Here is a 16,740-nt window from a genome sequence, read left to right as displayed (position 1 = left end):
CTCAGCCCGTCTTCGCGTCGTCACGCAGCACGGCGACGAGGCGTTCCATGTCGGCGGGCCGTGGCGCTTCGACGACGATCTCGCGCCCATCCGCCGGATGCGCGAACGACAACCGTTCCGCATGCAGGGCCTGACGACGGAACCCGCGCAGCGCCTCGATCAGTTCCGGCGTCGCGCCCTTGGGCAGGCGCAGGTTGCCGTAGGTCGCATCGCCGACGATCGGATGGCGCACATGCGCCATGTGCACGCGAATCTGGTGCGTGCGTCCGGTTTCGAGCCGGCATTCGATCAGGGTCAGCGCACGGAAGCGCTCGCGCACGCGGTAATGGGTGACCGCCTCGCGACCGTCCTCGCGCACGGCCTGGCGCAGGCGATCGCCGGCATGCCGACCAATCGGCTGATCGACCTTGCCGCCGGCCACCATCGCGCCGTAGACGATCGCCTCGTACTGGCGATGCATGGTGCGCTCCGACAGTTGCTCGACCAGCGCGGTGTGCGCACGCAAGGTGCGCGCGACCACGAGCAGGCCCGAGGTGTCCTTGTCGAGGCGATGCACCAGGCCCGCGCGCGGGATGGAGGCCAGCCCCGGATCGTGGTGCAGCAGGGCATTCTGCAAGGTACCGGCCGGATTGCCGGCGCCGGGATGCACGATCAGGCCGGCCGGCTTGTTGACGACGATGACGTCGTCATCCTGGTGGACGATATCGAGCGCGATCGCCTCGGCCTCGGCGCCGACTTCGCGCTTGAGGTGCACCTCGACCTCCACCGCCTGACCCGCGTCGACGAGCTGGCGCGGCGCCACGGTCGCGCCGTCGAGACGGGCCGCGCCGGATTTGATCCAAACGCTCAGGCGCGAGCGCGAATAGTCCGGGAACAGCTCGGCAAGCACCTGGTCGAAACGGCGTCCGGCCGCCTCGTCGGGGATCGTCGCGCGCAGCGTGGTGGTGGGGTCGGTCATGCGAACGTGAAAAAAATGTGCGGTGCAACCGGTTTCCGGCACCTGCCGGGTTCGCGGTATGATCGCGGCCTTACATCATCGCAGAGCCCCCCTCCGCATGCGAGTTTCGCCCGTGTTCCGCGCCGCCTCGCGGCTGCTGCTGCTCCTCGCCCTCGTCGCCCTCGTCGGTTGTTCGATGTTCGGCAAGAAACGGGAAGACCCGCTCGAGACGCTCGGCGTCGAAGCCCTGTACGAACGCGGCAAGCTGGCCAACGACCGAGGCAACTACGACGCTGCGGTGCGCACCTTCGGCCGCCTCGTCGCGCGCTTCCCGTTCGGTCCGTACACCGAGCAGGCGCAGATCGACCAGGCCTACGCACAGTACAAGATGAACAAGCCGGATGACGCCTACTCGACGATCAACCGCTTCATCAAGACTTACCCGACCCACAAGCACGTCGACTACGCCTACTACCTGCGCGGCCTGATCAACTTCGACCGCGAGGAAGGATTGCTCGAACGTTATGTCGGCCTCGACATGACCCAGCGCGACCAGACCTTCCTGCGCCAGTCATTTGACGATTTCTCGTCACTGGTGCGGCGCTACCCGGACAGCCGCTACACACCCGACGCAACCCAGCGCATGGTCCACCTGCGCAACGGCATGGCCCAGGCCGAAATCAACATCGCGCTCTACTACCTGCGCCAGGGCGCCAACGTTGCCGCGGCCAACCGCGCCAAGACCGTCATCGAAACCTACGATGGCGCGCCGCAGGTCGGCGACGCGCTCGCCATTCTGGTCAAGAGCTACCACGAACTCGGCCAGGAATCCCTCTCCGACGACACCGCGCGCGTGCTCCAGCTCAACTACCCGAACCACCCCGCGCTCAGCCAAGGCTGGCCGGTGTGGCGCTCGAACTGGTGGAAACTGATCCCGCTCAGCAACCGCGGCGCCAAACCGATCGCGAAGAAATAGCAAGCCCCCACAGAAACCGGCCGTAGGAAGCGGCCGTAGGAGCAGCCGTAGGAGCGGCTGTAGGAAGCGGCTTCAGCCGCGATGCCTTGGCCGTACAACGCCCACCGAAGAAGCATCACGCCTAAAGGCGTTTCCTACAGCGCGTTGATCCCCGGAAAACGCATCACGCCTAAAGGCGTTTCCTACAGCGCATTGATCCCACCCCGCCCGCAGGAAGCGCCCGCAGGAAGCGCCCGTAGGACGCGGCTGTAGGAAGCGGCTTCAGCCGCGATGCCCTTGCCGTACAACGCCCACCGAAGAAGCATCACGCCTAAAGGCGTTTCCTACAGCGCATCGATCTCCGAACCAACAGCATCACGCCTAAAGGCGTTTCCTACAGCGCATCGATGCCACACCGCCCCGCAGGGGCCGGGCAGGCGATCGATTCGTGTCAATCCCGCGCGCGGACGGTGAATGTTGCCGGCACGCGGCTGCCATCGGTGAGCACGAATTCGATCATCACGGTGTCGCCCGCCAGCGGCGCCGGCGTGGACACCGGTTCCATCAGCATCAGATGACGTCCGCCCGGCACGAGCTTCACCTCGCCCCCTGCGGGGATCGCGATCGTCTCCAGCGCGCGCATCCGCGACACGCCGTCCACGACGACGGTCTCGTGGATCGACACGTCGTCGAACTGCGGCGATTCGGCAGCCTTGATCGTCAATTCCGCATCACCCCGATTGGCCAGCGTCGCGTAACCGGCATACATCGCCATGCCCGGTGGCGCAGTCGGAATCCACGCGGCTTCGATGACGAGCTTCCCGCCGGCTTCGGCAGCCGTGGCAGCGAAGGCGAAAACCATGAGAGCAGCAACACGTTGCAGAATGTTCATCGGCGTCTCCAGGCAGCGCCGCTATGATACGGCGCCTGTCCTGGCTCCCACGGATTCCGCGACCATGCACCGCATCCTCGCCTCGGCGATCGCCGCCACACTGTCCCTCCCCGCCATTGCCACGGCCGCCGACGATGCAGCGCTGACGATCTACCGCAGCGATGGCGGCGCCCTGTTCGAAGGCGGCGGATCGCCGGTGGCCGACGGCTATGCGGTCGTGCACGAAGTGCGCGTGCTGACCCTGGACGGCGGTCGCCAGACCGTCGTCATCGACGGCCTGCCCTCGACCATCGACGCCGAAGCCATCGCCATCGATTCCGTCCGTGGCACGCGCGTGCTCGCCCAGCGCGTGCTCGCCGCCGGCGATACCGGCCTGCTTGCCGCGCATCGCGGCGAGGCGATCGAGGTCTTCGCCGCCGATCGGCTGCTGGTCGGTGGCACCTTGCTCAGCATCGATGGCAACGGCATCGGCGTGCGTGCCGGCGACGGCCGCGTGCACTACGTGCGCGACTACACCAGCGTGCGCTTCGCCAGCGGCAGCGGCCAACCCGGCAGCACCCTGCAACTCGCCCTGGAAGGCAAGGCCGGCAGCGAGCGCGTGCGCCTCGCCTATCCGACCAGCGGCCTCGGCTGGCGCGCCGCCTACTCGGTGGTGCTCGCCGATGCCGATGCCTGCGCGATGCGTTTCGAGGCGTTGGCCAGCATCGCCAACCGCAGCGGTCGCGACTATCCGGCTTCGCGCCTCAAGCTGATCGCCGGCACAGCGAACTTCGCCAAACCGTCGATGGCACAGCCGATGATGATGGCCAAGGGCATGGTCGCCGAAGCCGCGCCCTTCGACCTGCCCGAGCAGACCTCGCTCGGCGACTACCGCAGCTTCGCCATCGACGGCACGCTCGACCTGCCCGACGCCAGCGTCACCCAGGTGCCGCTGTACGCCGCCCGCGAACTCCCCTGCCAGCGCAGTTGGCTGTTCGAATCCGGCAACACCTGGTATCCGCCGAAGCCGATGACCGGCGCCACCGGCACCACGCGCAGCAGCGGCCCGGTGCTCGGCACGCTGCGCTTCAGCGCCGCCGAAAACCTGCCCGCCGGCTATCTGCGCGTGCTCATGCGCGATCGCGACGGCCAGCTCGAATTCCTCGGCGAAAACCGCGTCGGCGACACGCCGAAAGGCCAGCCGGTCGACCTCACCCTCGGCAACGCCTTCGAACTCAGCGCCACGCGCGAGCGCACCGCCTTCACGGTCGACCGCGGCGCACGCACGATGGGCGAAGGATTCCGTCTCGGCTTCAGCAACGCCGGCGCCAGCGCGCGCACCGTCACCGTGCGCGAGCATCCCAATCGCTGGACGCAATGGAAACTCGCCACATCGAGCGCCAAACCGACCCGCCAGACCCCCGACACGCTCGAATTCGAAATCAACGTGCCCGCCAACGGCAAGGCCGTGCTCGACTACAGCGTCGCCTACACCTGGACGCCGGCGGACGATTGATGAGCCGTGCCACTCACCTCAACCCCTGCACCGCTCCCGCGGGGGCCCCTTCAGAGGCGATGCATTCTGCTTCGCCGCGCCAGGTCGCCGGTGAACGGGCTTCTGCGAGTACAGCGCACGTCACCACAACCCCGGACCCGCCATGACCGTCCTCGAAACCCTGCGCCACCACGACATCCTCGAACTGCGCCTGTCGCGCCCACCGGTCAACGCGCTCGATGCCGAACTGATCCGCTGTCTGCGCGAAGCCGTCGAAGCAGCCCCGGCGAGCGGCGCGCGCGGCATCGTGCTGTCCGGGCGCCCCGGCATGTTTTCCGGCGGCCTCGACGTGCCCGCCCTGCTCCAGCTCGACCGTGCCACGATGCGCACGGTATGGGCCGATTTCTTCGGCCTACTGCATGCACTCGGCACCTCGCCCGTGCCCGTCGTCGCCGCCATCACCGGCCACAGCCCGGCCGGCGGCGCGGTGCTGTCGATCTTCTGCGACTACCGCATCATGGCGCGCGGCGACTATCGCATCGGCCTCAACGAAACCCAGGTCGGCCTGGTCGTGCCGGAACTGGTCCAGGCCACCCTGCGCCGCCTGGTCGGCAACCACCGCGCCGAACGCCTGATGGTCGCAGGTGCCATGCTCGAAGCCGAACGCGCCCTCGATGTCGGCCTTGTCGACGCGCTGGCCGATGCCGAACAGGTCGTCGAGCACGCCATCCGCTGGCTCACCGACCTGCTCGCCCTGCCCGTCGAGGCCATGACCGAAACCCGCCGCATCGCCCGCGCCGACCTCGTCGCCCTGTTCGACCGCCCCGGCGCGATGGACACCGCCCCATTCGTCGACCGCTGGTTCTCCGCCGAAGCCCAGCACGTCCTCGGCAACCTCGTCGCCAGACTCAAGGCCAAGGCTTGAACCCACCCCGTAAGGAGTCCGTTCACGGGCGATGCTTTCCGTGATGACACGCCTCGCCACCGATTGCCCGTGAACGGGCGCCCACGGCAGGACATGGCAGGCCATCACGCCAGGGCATCATCGGGGTGCGTGTTTGCGACAACACGGCAGGCGATTCGATCGTGCTCTGCTGCCAGGCGATGTTGCATGGCTGGCCATGCATCATCCGAAACACCTGCGTCGACTCAAGCCGCCGCCTCCTGCACCGCCGCCTCGATCAGCTCCGCGGGCACGCCGCGCTTGCGCAATGCCTGCGCCAGACGCGCGGCCGGGCCGAAGACATGCACCGCCTCATCGCGACGCAGACCCTCGCTCACATACGCCTTCAGCAGCGCCTGGTATCCGCTCATGCCCTTGTGTGGCGCAATCGCCTTCAACGATTCGACCACATCCACGGGGATGCGCAACGTAATGCTGGTCATTTCCCGGTCCTTCTTCATCCGGGCCTTCAGTTTGTCAGGAATCATGGATGTCACCTTCCTGTTTCGTGGCCTTGCGGGCCGAAATGATGCGGATGCACTCGCCATCGATCTCGATGTGCACGACGAACAAAAGTCGCCCCTGAACGTCATGGCCAATCACCGCGTCGCGGGCCTCGTCATTGCGACTGGCATCCACCAGCCGGAAGAACGGATCGAAAAACACCTCCGCCGCGTGCCTGGACGTGACGTCGTGATTCAGGGCCGGGCCTTCTCGTCATCCCAGACAAAACTCGCGCCGTTGAGATCGAAGCGGATGTCGATGTCGCACACCTTGCAACGTCACCCCCATTGCACGATCGACCAGCCGCACTAGAATCCCCCGCCGCTCCCCTCGGTTCACACACCATGTCCCGCTGGAAAGCCGCCGGAATCCACCTTGCGATCAGTGTGCTGATCGGCCTTGCCGTGCTCACCCTGGTGTTCGGCGTGTGGTATCCCTCGCCGTACTTCCAGGCAGCGGGCGGGCAGGAACTCACCCTCACCCTGATCGGCATCGACCTGGTGCTCGGCCCCCTGCTTACCCTGGTCGTGTTCAAGGCGGGCAAGCCCGGGCTCAGGTTCGACCTCGGCGTCATCGTCGTGGTGCAAGCAGCGGCCCTGCTCTACGGGCTCCATGTCATCGCTTCGGCGCGGCCGGCCTTCATCGTCGCGGCAGTGGATCGTTTCGTGGTGGTGGCGGCCAACGAGATCGCGCCGGCCGATCTGGCGGAGGCGCGTGACCCGCGCTTTGCCAGCCTCCCGTGGACCGGCCCGCGCCTGGTCGCCGCACGCCTGCCGAGCGACCCGAAAGAGCGCAGCGACCTGCTCTTTGCCGGATTCGCCGGGCGTGATGTGCAGAACCAGCCGCGCTATTTCGTCGACTACGCCGAGGAAGCCGACCACCTGCGCGCCCGCGCCAAGCCGATCGCGGCGCTGCGCGACCGGCAGGCGGATGCGGCCGCCGCCATCGACGCCTGGCTGAAGGAACACGCCAAGCCGGAATCCGAACTGGCCTGGCTGCCGGTGGATGCGCGCAAGGCCAGCCTGACGATGCTGCTGGATGCGCGCACCGGCGCGGTCCTCGGCGTCATCGCCATCGATCCCAATTGAGGCCGCGCCCCGCTGTCCGCCATTCCTGACAATCGGCGTCACATGCTGACATCGCCTGCGGAAGCTCCCGACACCGCCCGCAGGCCGGCAGCCACCCGGTCCCCGCGGGTGCTGCGTGATCGCTGGCACAGATCGCGCGTCCGGGAGCCCCGGCACGGTGCACGGCCTGTGACGATCATCAAGGATTGTTACGCCGCGCCGCAGATTCCGCCCACTTGGCACGGATGCTGCTCTATCCTCCGCACGCTTCCGGGATTTGTCGAAGCGGGCGGCCAGGAAAGCTTTCCCGGGTCGACCGAACCGGAAGCCAGGGGCAATCCGGATTTACCTTTTCAATGCGTCACACCCTTTCAAAGGAACCTTTGTCATGAACATGAAGAAGACCCAGGGCTTCACCCTCATCGAACTCATGATCGTCGTCGCGATCATCGCCATCCTCGCCGCCATCGCGCTGCCGGCCTACCAGGACTATGTGATCCGCTCGCAGGTCTCGGAAGGTGCGGTGCTGGCCGACGGCGCCAAGACCGCCGTGGCCGAGTTCTACTCCAACCGTGGCACCGCGCCGACCAGCAATGCGGACGCCGGCCTCGCGGCGGCCGCGTCGATCACGGGCAAGTACGTCTCCCAGGTTGCAGTGGGAGCCAACGGCGTGATCACCGCGACCTACAGCAGTACGGCCCCGCGGCGCGCCAACAACACCATCAATAGCTCGACACTCGTCTTCACGCCGAGCTTCGGTGCGACCGCCGGCTCGACCGTGTGGACCTGCAGCTCGGCGATTGCGCCGAAGTACCTGCCGACCATCTGCCGCGGCGGCCAGAACTGATATCCCGTTCATGGATCGCAAAAAGGCCACCCCTCGGGGTGGCCTTTTTCGTTGCGGCTGGCACGACACATGCTTTCTCTCTGGACGACCCTCCGCCGCCAGGCCTTGCCATGAACACGTCGTCGTTCCGCGGATTCACGCTTATCGAGCTGATGATTGTGGTTGCGATCATCGCCATCCTCGCCGCCATCGCCTTGCCGGCCTATCAGGATTACGTGATCCGCACCCAGGTATCCGAAGGGGCGGTGCTTGGGGATGGGGTTCGGGTGCATGTGTCGGAGGCCTTCTCCAACCACGGCACGGTCCCGGCGGACAACACCGAGGCCGGCCTGCCGTCACCCACCAGCATCACCGGCAAGTACGTCAGCTCGGTGACCGTCGGCGCGGGCATCGTCACCGTCGCCTTCAGCGCCACCGCACCGCAACGCGCGAATGCCCTCCTCGCTGGCAACGCCCTGGTCTTCACCCCGGCGCCCGACCCCAATGCCGGCTCGTTGAACTGGACATGCTCCAGTTCGATCAGCCCCAAGTACCTGCCGACGATCTGCCGCAGCGGGCAGAACTGATCTGCGGCGTGCCGCTGATCGCAGCGGGCATGCGATGATGGGCGTTTGGCCCGGGGCATGCGCATGTCGGACAACCGTATTCCCGATCGGGCAGCGTGGATCTTTGCCGGCCTGGCCGCGCTGTGCGCGATCCTGTACCTGCCCGGCCTGCACGGCGGCTTCCTGTTCGATGACCAGCCGAACATCGTTGCCAACCCGGGAATCCATGTCCGCAGCCTCGACGCCCAGGCATGGCAGCAGGCGATGTGGGCTTCGCCTTCGAGTGAACTGCAGCGGCCACTGGCCTCGCTGAGCTTTGCCATCAACCACTATTTCACTGCACTGGCGCCGTGGCCGATGAAGGCGACCAACCTGGTCATCCATCTGCTGAACGGCGTCCTGCTGTTCGCGCTGCTGCGCCGGATCGTACGCCCCGTCGGCCCCCGGGAAACGCCTGCCTGGCCACGTGGCGAATGGCTGGCCGCCCTGGTGGCGGCCAGCTGGCTGCTCCACCCGATCAACCTGAGCCCGGTGCTGCTGGTCGTGCAACGCATGGAAAGCATGGCGCAGTTGTTCGTGCTGGCCGGGTTGATCGTTTACTTCGACGCGCGCATGCGGCAACACGGGCGGCGGCCCGGTGCCGCATGGCGTTTGTGGCTGGCCTTTCCGCTGATGATCCTGCTTGGCGTGGCGAGCAAGGAATCAGCCGCACTGCTGCCGCTGTACGCACTCCTGCTTGAGTTCACGGTACTGCGGGCATACGCAAGGCCCGGTGCCTTGAAGGCGTTCTTCGCGCTCTTCCTTGCATTGCCGGCCATCGCCGGCCTGGCCTGGCTGCTGCCCGGCGTGTTTTCCGAACACGCCTATGCGTCCCGCGCGTTCACGCTGGGCGAGCGCCTGCTCACCGAACCGCGCGTCCTGCTCGACTACCTGAGCTGGATGGTGTTCCCCGCACCCGGCTTCTTCAGTTTCTTCCGCGACGACTACGTGATCTCCACGGGCCTGTTCACGCCCTGGACCACCTTGCCCGCGATCCTCACCCTGCTCGGCATCTCCGTGGCGGCATGGTTCTGGCGGCAGAGCAGGCCCCTGCTCGCCTTGGGCTGGAGCTGGTTCCTCGGCGCCCATGCCCTGACCGCGACGGTGTTCCCGCTGGAGCTGGTGTTCGAACACCGCAACTACTTCGCCTCGATCGGCGTGCTGCTGGCGGTTTTCGACCTGCTGCTGCCGACCACGCTGCAGGCAGCCTTCAACCGGGCCCGGTTCGGCGCGTTGGCCTGCCTGCTCGCCCTTGCGACGTTCTCCCTCGCCCTGCGTGCAAAGACCTGGGGGAACCCCTTGCTGTTGGCGATGACCGAGGTGGCCCGGCATCCCGCGTCACCGCGCGCCACGTATCAGCTGGGTGTCGCGTATGCCGAGCTAGGCGCATACCGGCCGGGTTCGCCGCATACCGTGCGCGCCATTGAAGCACTGGAAGCCGCCATGCGCGTGCCAGGTTCCAGCACCCTGCCCGAATCGGGTTTGATCATCGTGAGTTCCAAAGCCGGCCATGCTGTGGATCCACGCTGGATCGACAGCATGGAGCAGAAGCTGGCCAACCGCCCCATTACCCCGGAGGATGCGCGCGCCATCGCTGCGCTGACGCAATGCCAGCGCGAGGGGCAGTGCCATCTGGACGACGCCCGACTGACCCGGCTCTACCAGACCGCGCTCGACAAACCGTCGCGTTCGGCCTGGGTGCTGTACAGCTATGGCATCCATGCCCACAATCGGCTGCACGACACTGAACTTGCGCTGCAACTGGTGCGCGAGGCGGCGCAGGGCGGCGACCTGCAGTTCCAGGCCAATCTGGTCGAGTTCCTGCTGGCATTGGGGCGCAACGACGAAGCCGCGCAGGCGTTGATGAACCTCGAACAGCGTGACCGGCGCGGCAGCATGGTTCGCGAGATTGCCAACTTCCGTGCACGGCTGGGTGCCTCGCCATGAAATCAGACCGCACCCATCCCAACCTGCCAGCCCGGCTGCTGCCCTGCCTGGCCCTCGCTGCCGTCTTGCTGGCGTACCTGCCCGGCCTGCACGGCCCGGCGCTGCTCGACGACGTGCCGAATCTCGGCCCGATCGTCGATTGGGCGCAGGGCAAAGCCGACAATCCCTTGCTGGCAGAGCGGAAATCCGGGCCCATGGGGCGCCCGATCAGCCTCTTGAGTTTCATGGGGAATGCCCTCGTCTCGGGCGGCACCCTCTGGCCGATGAAGCTGACCAACGTGCTCCTGCACCTTTTGACCGGCGTGGCGTTGTTCGGCCTGCTGGACAGGCTGCTGCGCCGCGATGCACGGCTGGCCAATCACGCCCGCGCGCTTGCGATGGCAACCTCCGTGCTGTGGCTGGCCCTGCCGCAGCATGTCGTCACCGTCCTCTACACGGTGCAGCGCATGACCGTGCTGGCAGCGCTGTTCAGCGTGCTCGGCCTGTGGGCGTATGTGGCCGCGCGCGAGCGCATGCAGCAGGCGCGTGCTGGCGCCGTTCCGCTGTTGCTGCTGATGGCGCTCTGCGCCGCGCTCGCCGCGCTGTCGAAGGAATCGGCCCTGGTGTTTCCGTTGCTGCTGTTGATCGTTGAATGGGCGTTTTTTGCACCACCAGCCGGAAGCAGACGCCCGCCATTGGCGCGGTTGGTGATCCTGCTGGTTGGCGTGCTGCCTTTGGTTGCTGCCATCGGCTGGATTGCATGGCACCCCGGCATCGTGCTGAGTGGCTATGAGGGCCGCGATTTCGGCCTGGCGGAGCGCGTGTATTCGCAGTTGCGGGTCCTGTGGGAGTACGCCTGGTCGACGTTCTTCCCGCTGGAGCGAACCGCCAACGTCTACAACGACGACTATGCGCTTTCGCACGGCCTGTTCGACCCGCCGGTGACGGCGCTCGCACTGGCTGGCTGGCTGGCCGTCGTCGCCGGGCTCTGGTTCCTGCGCCGCTGGCGCACGATCGTTGGCGGTGTCCTGTTCTTCTTCGCCGGGCACGCGTTGGAATCGACCATATTTCCGCTGGAGATCTACTTCGTCCATCGCAACTACCTGCCTTCGATGGGCCTGCTGCTGGCGGCCGTGTCCACGCTCCACCTGCTCGGGCAGCGCGTGCCTCGCATCGCTCGCCATGGTGCATTGCTTGCCGCGGGCGCATTCGCCTGCCTCGCGCTTGCGACGGCGGCCCGTGCCCACCTCTGGGGCGACATGGGTCGATTGCTGAAGCATGCCGAGATCAACAACCCCACATCCTTGCGCCTGCATACGGATCGGCTGCGCGAAGCCCTTGAGGCCGACGACTTCGCGGGGGCACAACGCGAAATCGAAGCCGCGTATCAGGTCGCCCCATCGTCGGAGAAACGCACCGCCCGGCTCTGGAACCTCTTCTCGTACTGCCGGCTCGGCGTGCCGCTTGCGCCGGATGTGCTCGATTCGGTAGCCGCCGAACCCGCAACACGCATCACCCTGGCCGCCAATCTGGCCATGATGCAACTGCAATCCAGCGTCCGCGCCGGGCAGTGCCCCGATCTGGACACAGCGGAACTGGGCCGAATCCTCACTGCGTGGGCGGATCAGTCGCCGCAGGCACCCGCCCATCAGTACCTGTGGGAAGCGCGTGCAGTGGCTGCCGGCATGTACGCGCACGCCGGCCAGTTGGACACGGCGTTCGCGCTTGCCCAACGCGCCTTCCTCGACAGCGGATCTCGCTTCGAACTGGGCGTGTTCGCCTTCATGATGGCCAAATCCGCCAACAACGATGCCGGTGCGGCGCAGGTGCTCGATCGCCTGAAACAGACGGCAAAGTCCAATGACGACGAGCAGGCAGGCGTGATCCGCGAATTGCAGGAGATGCCGTGACGAAGGCTCCCTTCCCAGTGATGCCCATCGGCACATGGACCGCCGGAACGATTGCAATTTCGGGGCGGTTTGCTGGTGATGGCAACGATTGCGCTGCTGCCAGTGCTGAATCTGTTACCCACCGGGTCTCTGTCCCCTTATTGCCACAGCAGTCATCACCATTCAGCAAATTAGCGGCCAGCACATGACCAGTCCCGATCCGCACGCCAGTCAGCGCCGCACACCCCTCCACGTCGGCCGCCCCAACATCACCAACCGCGCCGAGTTCCTGCGCCGGGTTGAGCAGATCCTGGACAACCAATGGCTGACCAACAACGGGCCGATGGTGCAGGAGCTGGAGCAGCGCATTGCCGAGCGGCTGGGGGTCAAGCACTGCGTGGCGATGTGCAACGGCACGATTGCGCTGGAAATCGCCATCCGCGCGCTGGGCCTGACCGGCGAGGTCATCGTGCCGTCCTGGACCTTTGTGGCCACCGCGCACGCGCTGTACTGGCAGGGCATCACCCCGGTGTTTGCCGACATCAATCCGGCCACCCACAACCTTGACCCCGCAGCCGTGCGGCGGATGATCACCCCGCGCACCAGTGGCATCATCGGCGTGCACCTGTGGGGTCGCGCCGCGCCGATCGACGAGCTGCAGGCCATCGCCGACGAGCGCGGCCTGAAGCTGATGTTCGACGCCGCCCACGCCTTTGGCAGCAGCTACAAGGGCCAAAGCATCGGCCGCTTCGGTGCCTGCGAGGTTTTCAGCTTCCACGCCACCAAGGCCTTCAACACCATGGAAGGCGGTGCGGTCACCACCAATGACGACGCACTGGCCGAAACCATGCGCCTGATGCGCAACTTCGGCTTCAAGGGCTACGACAACGTCATCCACCCCGGCACCAACGGCAAGATGATCGAAGTCTGCGCGGCGATGGGGCTGGCGAACCTGGACGGCTTCGACGCCATCGTCGATACCAATAGGCGCAACCACGCCGCATACAAGCAGGCGCTGGCAGGGATACCGGGTGTCGAGCTACTCGACTACGATCCCGCGGAGCGCAACAGCCATCATTATGTAGTGCTGGAAGTGGGCGATGAATGTCCGGCGAGCCGCGACGAGATTATCGCCACCTTGCATGCAAAGAATATCCTTGCACGCAGATACTTCTGGCCCGGTTGCCACGGCATGCAGCCGTATCGGGATCTGTTTCCGCATGCTGGGCTGGTGCTGCCACAGACGAACAATCTGGCGGCGCGGATTGTGGTGCTACCAAATGGAAACCTGCCGGATGGTACTGCACTCACCATCTCCAACGTGCTTCGCTCGATGGCCATGCAGCACGGCTCCAGTCACCCGGCTCCCAACGACGAACAGGTAGCGCAATGAAGCAACTGAATATTGTCGTGGTCGGCCCAGGACTGATCGGGAAGCAGCATATCCGACTGATCCAGAATAGGCACGACTGCAAGTTGACAGCCATCGTTGCGCCGAATCATGAACACAATCATGAAGTCGCCCGCGAGCATGGAGTTCCGTTGTATTTCACCCTGAATGAGTGCATAGGGCAAAGCTGGAAAATTGACGGCGTGATCATATCTTCACCGAATGAATTCCATGCAGCGCACGCGAAGTGTTGCTTGCAAGCAAAAATCCCCGTCCTTGTGGAAAAGCCCATCACATCCAGCGTTCAGGATGGAATCGAGATCGTGGAGATGGTAGAGCGGACCAACGGAAAAATGCTGGTTGGACACCATCGCGCTCATAGCCCTCTGCTCGCGCAAGCTAGGAGCATCATCAACAGCGGCCGTCTCGGTCGACTGGTCTCGGTGATGGGGAGTGCCCAATTCTACAAACCGACAGCATACTTCGAGGCTGGGCCATGGCGAACAAAGCTTGGCGGTGGGCCGATACTGATCAACCTCATCCATGAAGTAGGAAACCTGCGTAGTCTGTGTGGCGAGATAACCGAAGTCCAAGCATTCTCTTCTTCCGCGATTCGCAAGTTCATGGTTGAGGATACCGTTTCGATCAACCTGCGTTTCGCAAACGGCGCACTCGGAAACTTCATGTTGTCTGACACTGCAACATGCGCAAGGAGCTGGGAACAAACTTCCCGGGAGAACCCGGCCTACCCGACATATACCGATGAAGATTGCTACGTGATTGCAGGGACGCTTGGCTGCCTCTCGGTACCGACCTTTCGATTGAAATGTACGCGAGAAGGCACTGAGCCATCGTGGTGGGAGCCCCTAGTCCAGGAAACCATCGAAGTAACGAGACAAGAACCATTGGCCTGCCAACTAGAGAATTTCATTCAGGTCATCAGGGGCGACGCTCTTCCTTTGGTATCTGCGGCCGACGGCTTACGCAATCTTGTCATTACCGATGCAATTTCCAGATCCGCAGCTGAACGACGCGCAATTGAGGTATAAGGAATCTCATGACCAAGGCCCTTCTGGTCGACACCAACTTCTCTTCGGTACCGATTTATCGCGCCCTGCTCGAGACAAACGATGAAGTGCATGTTGTTGGCGGCAATCCTTCGGACTGCCTAGCTAAACAAGCATCACATTATTGGAATCTTGATTATTCGGACATCGAGTTACTGTCCGATCTGATCGATAAACAAGGTTTCGACTACATCGTGCCGGGATGCACAGATCGCTCTTATGAGTCATGCGTAATTGCCGGGCGCGGCCGATTCACCGGAATTGACTCCCCTAGCGCAACGACGGCAATCAGTAATAAAGCTGCGTTCAGGCGCGTCGCCGCAAGTATCGGATTACCTATCCCTGCAATCTTTCATAACCCCATGGATGCGATCGGGCACAAGGCTATTGTCAAACCAGTGGACGCATTCAGTGGTAAGGGAATAACGGTATTACCGAACGCGAGCAGCGCAACGATTCATGAAGCAATAACATTGGCACATGCTTCGTCTCCGTCACGGCAAGCCTTGGTCGAAGAATTCGTTGAAGGGCAGTTGTACAGCCACTCCGCCTTTCTGGTTGACCGCAAGGTTCTGTGCGACTTCCTCGTTCAGGAGGACGGAACCGCAAATAGATTCGTAGTCGATACGAGCCGGGTTCTCGCCCCCTCCGTGCTGCCTCTGCTTTTAGTGAAAATCCGCAAAAGTGTGGAGACGCTGGCCGAGCACCTCGGCTTAAATGATGGCTTGCTCCATACTCAATTTATTGCAAATGAAGCCGAGATATGGCTGATCGAATCGACGCGTCGATGCCCAGGGGATCTGTACAGCCAATTGATCGAGTTTTCAACCGGATACCCGTATGCACATAGCTACGCGATGGCTTTCACGGGAGGGGTGCCCACACCTCGATACAATGACTCGCTGCGGCCTGTCATGCGCCATACCATCAGCGTACCCGCAGAGCAGACCTTTGATCATGTCCGTTTTTTGCGCAGGATGAACATAATAAGCTATGTTCCTCTTAGCTTGGCTGGCGACATCCTCTTGCCGAGTCCACGCAGTCGCGTGGCCATCATGTTTTGCCAAGAGCGAAGCCAGGGTGAGCTCGACAAACTCTATACAGCGACATTGCGACGTGAGCTTTACGAAGTATCCAATGGCATGAGATCAATTGACGGTAACGGTCAGCTTTCAGGCCTGAAGAAAAGTATGGTTTCCGACCAGCCCTGAGTATAGTGCCGCAGGTAAGGGCGGTAATCGTGCCCAAATGATTCAATAAAGCGGTAAATGCGCCTCAGGTCGGAAGCATCATGGTAAGCGGCAATCGCCAGCTTCGGCTTATTGTCGCGAATGTGGCGTCGTGCACCCTCCAGCGCCGGCAATTCCCAGCCCTCCAGATCCATCTTTATGAATGAAACAGGCTCATGCACAACGGCGTCAAGAGTGTCGACACGTATCTCGTCCCCACCACCATCATTAATGGCTGATGCCGACCCGTTGTTTTGATCAAAGCGCAGAACGCCGGGAGAGTCAGATAAACCAATCGGAAAGAAATCGATATCACGCAACCCAGAGAGCCGACGACGCGCCAGACTCATGTTCCGAGCGGACGGCTCGAATAAAAGAATTTTTCGATAATCTCCGTACCTCCTGGCAAACTCTTCTGCCGTATCTCCATCAAACCCACCCGCATCCACGAAAACCTCATTTCTATACTTCATGAAATCTTCGAAGTATTGATCATGGATGCGAACAGAATATTCGCTCATGTAGACCGGATCAGCAGTCACACGAAACGAGAGCACATCGCGAAGAGTTTTTCTGGAAATATCGTCCGCCAAGGCGTCGTAGATGCCCTGCCAGACACTGATGTGCTCATCCATTTCCACCCTTTGCCTTTCCACGAAGTCCGGCCACGCTAAAGATCCGTCCGCAACGCATATAAGGTCGGACAAACCAATGACATGGCAAAAACCAGACATTGCAAGATGATCAAGCACGTCCACCGGCCGAATCGATGTTGAACAATTGACAACCAGGCTATCTTTGCGGGCAGCGTCGGTATGCAGCAGCGGAATACCATTCCAAATTTCACCTTGCACGGCATAGTCGTCAATGATCCCATCCAGGGGCACAAGGCGATGAATGGATAAGCTTTCTGCATTTTTTCCAATCGCGTACCGAGCTTTCCCACGATGACCTCCAAGGAAAGTCTCAGCCGCACTTTGATTCGCTACCGATTGCACCAAAGCACGACTCAAAACGTCTTTCAGGCACATTTCCA

General features: G+C 63.3%; 16 protein-coding genes. 11 read left to right on the top strand and 5 right to left on the bottom strand.

The window, feature by feature from the left end; translation table 11 throughout:
• Position 1 precedes the first annotated feature (1 nt).
• Positions 2 to 958 carry a 23S rRNA pseudouridine(1911/1915/1917) synthase RluD gene (gene rluD / locus KF907_RS08150; protein WP_291219624.1) on the bottom strand — a complete coding sequence of 319 codons (957 nt, stop codon included), beginning with the start codon at positions 956 to 958 and terminating at the stop codon, positions 2 to 4.
• A gap of 97 nt (positions 959 to 1,055) precedes the next feature.
• On the opposite strand from rluD, the gene KF907_RS08145 reads away from it, so the two are divergent.
• On the top strand, positions 1,056 to 1,913 hold the full coding sequence (locus KF907_RS08145; protein WP_291219622.1) for an outer membrane protein assembly factor BamD: 858 nt from the start codon (positions 1,056 to 1,058) through the stop codon (positions 1,911 to 1,913).
• Positions 1,914 to 2,343: 430 nt separating this feature from the next.
• On the opposite strand, the gene KF907_RS08140 is transcribed toward KF907_RS08145, so the two are convergent.
• Positions 2,344 to 2,784, bottom strand: a complete 441-nt coding sequence (locus tag KF907_RS08140) for a copper chaperone PCu(A)C (RefSeq protein ID WP_291219620.1) — start codon at positions 2,782 to 2,784, stop codon at positions 2,344 to 2,346.
• 64 nt (positions 2,785 to 2,848) lie between these two features.
• On the opposite strand from KF907_RS08140, the gene KF907_RS08135 reads away from it, so the two are divergent.
• Positions 2,849 to 4,279 carry a DUF4139 domain-containing protein gene (locus KF907_RS08135; protein ID WP_291219618.1) on the top strand — a complete coding sequence of 477 codons (1,431 nt, stop codon included), beginning with the start codon at positions 2,849 to 2,851 and terminating at the stop codon, positions 4,277 to 4,279.
• Positions 4,280 to 4,421: 142 nt separating this feature from the next.
• Positions 4,422 to 5,183, top strand: coding sequence for an enoyl-CoA hydratase/isomerase family protein (locus KF907_RS08130; RefSeq protein ID WP_291219616.1), 762 nt, complete (start codon positions 4,422 to 4,424; stop codon positions 5,181 to 5,183).
• 224 nt (positions 5,184 to 5,407) lie between these two features.
• On the opposite strand, the gene KF907_RS08125 is transcribed toward KF907_RS08130, so the two are convergent.
• Both KF907_RS08125 and KF907_RS15430 read right to left on the bottom strand, forming a co-directional pair.
• Positions 5,408 to 5,689 (bottom strand): hypothetical protein, encoded by a 282-nt coding sequence (locus KF907_RS08125; RefSeq protein ID WP_291219614.1) that lies wholly within the window; start codon positions 5,687 to 5,689, stop codon positions 5,408 to 5,410.
• Positions 5,679 to 5,840 carry a BrnT family toxin gene (locus KF907_RS15430; RefSeq protein ID WP_472843860.1) on the bottom strand — a complete coding sequence of 54 codons (162 nt, stop codon included), beginning with the start codon at positions 5,838 to 5,840 and terminating at the stop codon, positions 5,679 to 5,681. Before KF907_RS15430 ends, KF907_RS08125 begins: the two co-directional genes overlap by 11 nt.
• 209 nt (positions 5,841 to 6,049) lie before the next feature.
• On the opposite strand from KF907_RS15430, the gene tfpZ reads away from it, so the two are divergent.
• From tfpZ to KF907_RS08080, 8 genes are all read left to right on the top strand, one after another.
• Positions 6,050 to 6,793, top strand: coding sequence for a TfpX/TfpZ family type IV pilin accessory protein (gene tfpZ / locus KF907_RS08115; protein ID WP_291219610.1), 744 nt, complete (start codon positions 6,050 to 6,052; stop codon positions 6,791 to 6,793).
• 373 nt (positions 6,794 to 7,166) lie between these two features.
• Positions 7,167 to 7,619, top strand: coding sequence for a pilin (locus KF907_RS08110; RefSeq protein ID WP_291220286.1), 453 nt, complete (start codon positions 7,167 to 7,169; stop codon positions 7,617 to 7,619).
• 110 nt (positions 7,620 to 7,729) lie between these two features.
• The gene (locus tag KF907_RS08105; protein ID WP_291219609.1) at positions 7,730 to 8,185 is read left to right on the top strand and encodes a pilin; all 456 of its coding nucleotides are present in this window, start codon (positions 7,730 to 7,732) and stop codon (positions 8,183 to 8,185) included.
• Between the two features lie 63 nt (positions 8,186 to 8,248).
• On the top strand, positions 8,249 to 10,150 hold the full coding sequence (locus tag KF907_RS08100; protein WP_291219607.1) for a tetratricopeptide repeat protein: 1,902 nt from the start codon (positions 8,249 to 8,251) through the stop codon (positions 10,148 to 10,150).
• Positions 10,147 to 12,039, top strand: coding sequence for a hypothetical protein (locus KF907_RS08095; RefSeq protein ID WP_291219606.1), 1,893 nt, complete (start codon positions 10,147 to 10,149; stop codon positions 12,037 to 12,039). The genes KF907_RS08100 and KF907_RS08095 overlap by 4 nt, the downstream gene beginning before the upstream one ends.
• A gap of 184 nt (positions 12,040 to 12,223) precedes the next feature.
• Positions 12,224 to 13,411, top strand: a complete 1,188-nt coding sequence (locus tag KF907_RS08090; RefSeq protein ID WP_291219605.1) for a DegT/DnrJ/EryC1/StrS family aminotransferase — start codon at positions 12,224 to 12,226, stop codon at positions 13,409 to 13,411.
• Entirely contained in the window at positions 13,408 to 14,457 is a 1,050-nt protein-coding gene (locus KF907_RS08085; RefSeq protein ID WP_291219603.1) for a Gfo/Idh/MocA family protein, read from the top strand. The genes KF907_RS08090 and KF907_RS08085 overlap by 4 nt, the downstream gene beginning before the upstream one ends.
• 8 nt (positions 14,458 to 14,465) lie before the next feature.
• Entirely contained in the window at positions 14,466 to 15,686 is a 1,221-nt protein-coding gene (locus KF907_RS08080) for an ATP-grasp domain-containing protein (protein ID WP_291219602.1), read from the top strand.
• Here KF907_RS08080 and KF907_RS08075 read toward each other — a convergent pair.
• Positions 15,641 to 16,735, bottom strand: coding sequence for an FkbM family methyltransferase (locus KF907_RS08075; RefSeq protein ID WP_291219599.1), 1,095 nt, complete (start codon positions 16,733 to 16,735; stop codon positions 15,641 to 15,643). The two genes, KF907_RS08080 and KF907_RS08075, sit on opposite strands and share 46 nt — an antisense overlap.
• Positions 16,736 to 16,740 lie beyond the last annotated feature (5 nt).

This window comes from Dokdonella sp., assembly GCF_019634775.1.
Classification (GTDB): Bacteria; Pseudomonadota; Gammaproteobacteria; order Xanthomonadales; family Rhodanobacteraceae; genus Dokdonella.
This window is presented reverse-complemented; position numbering and strand designations above follow the sequence as displayed.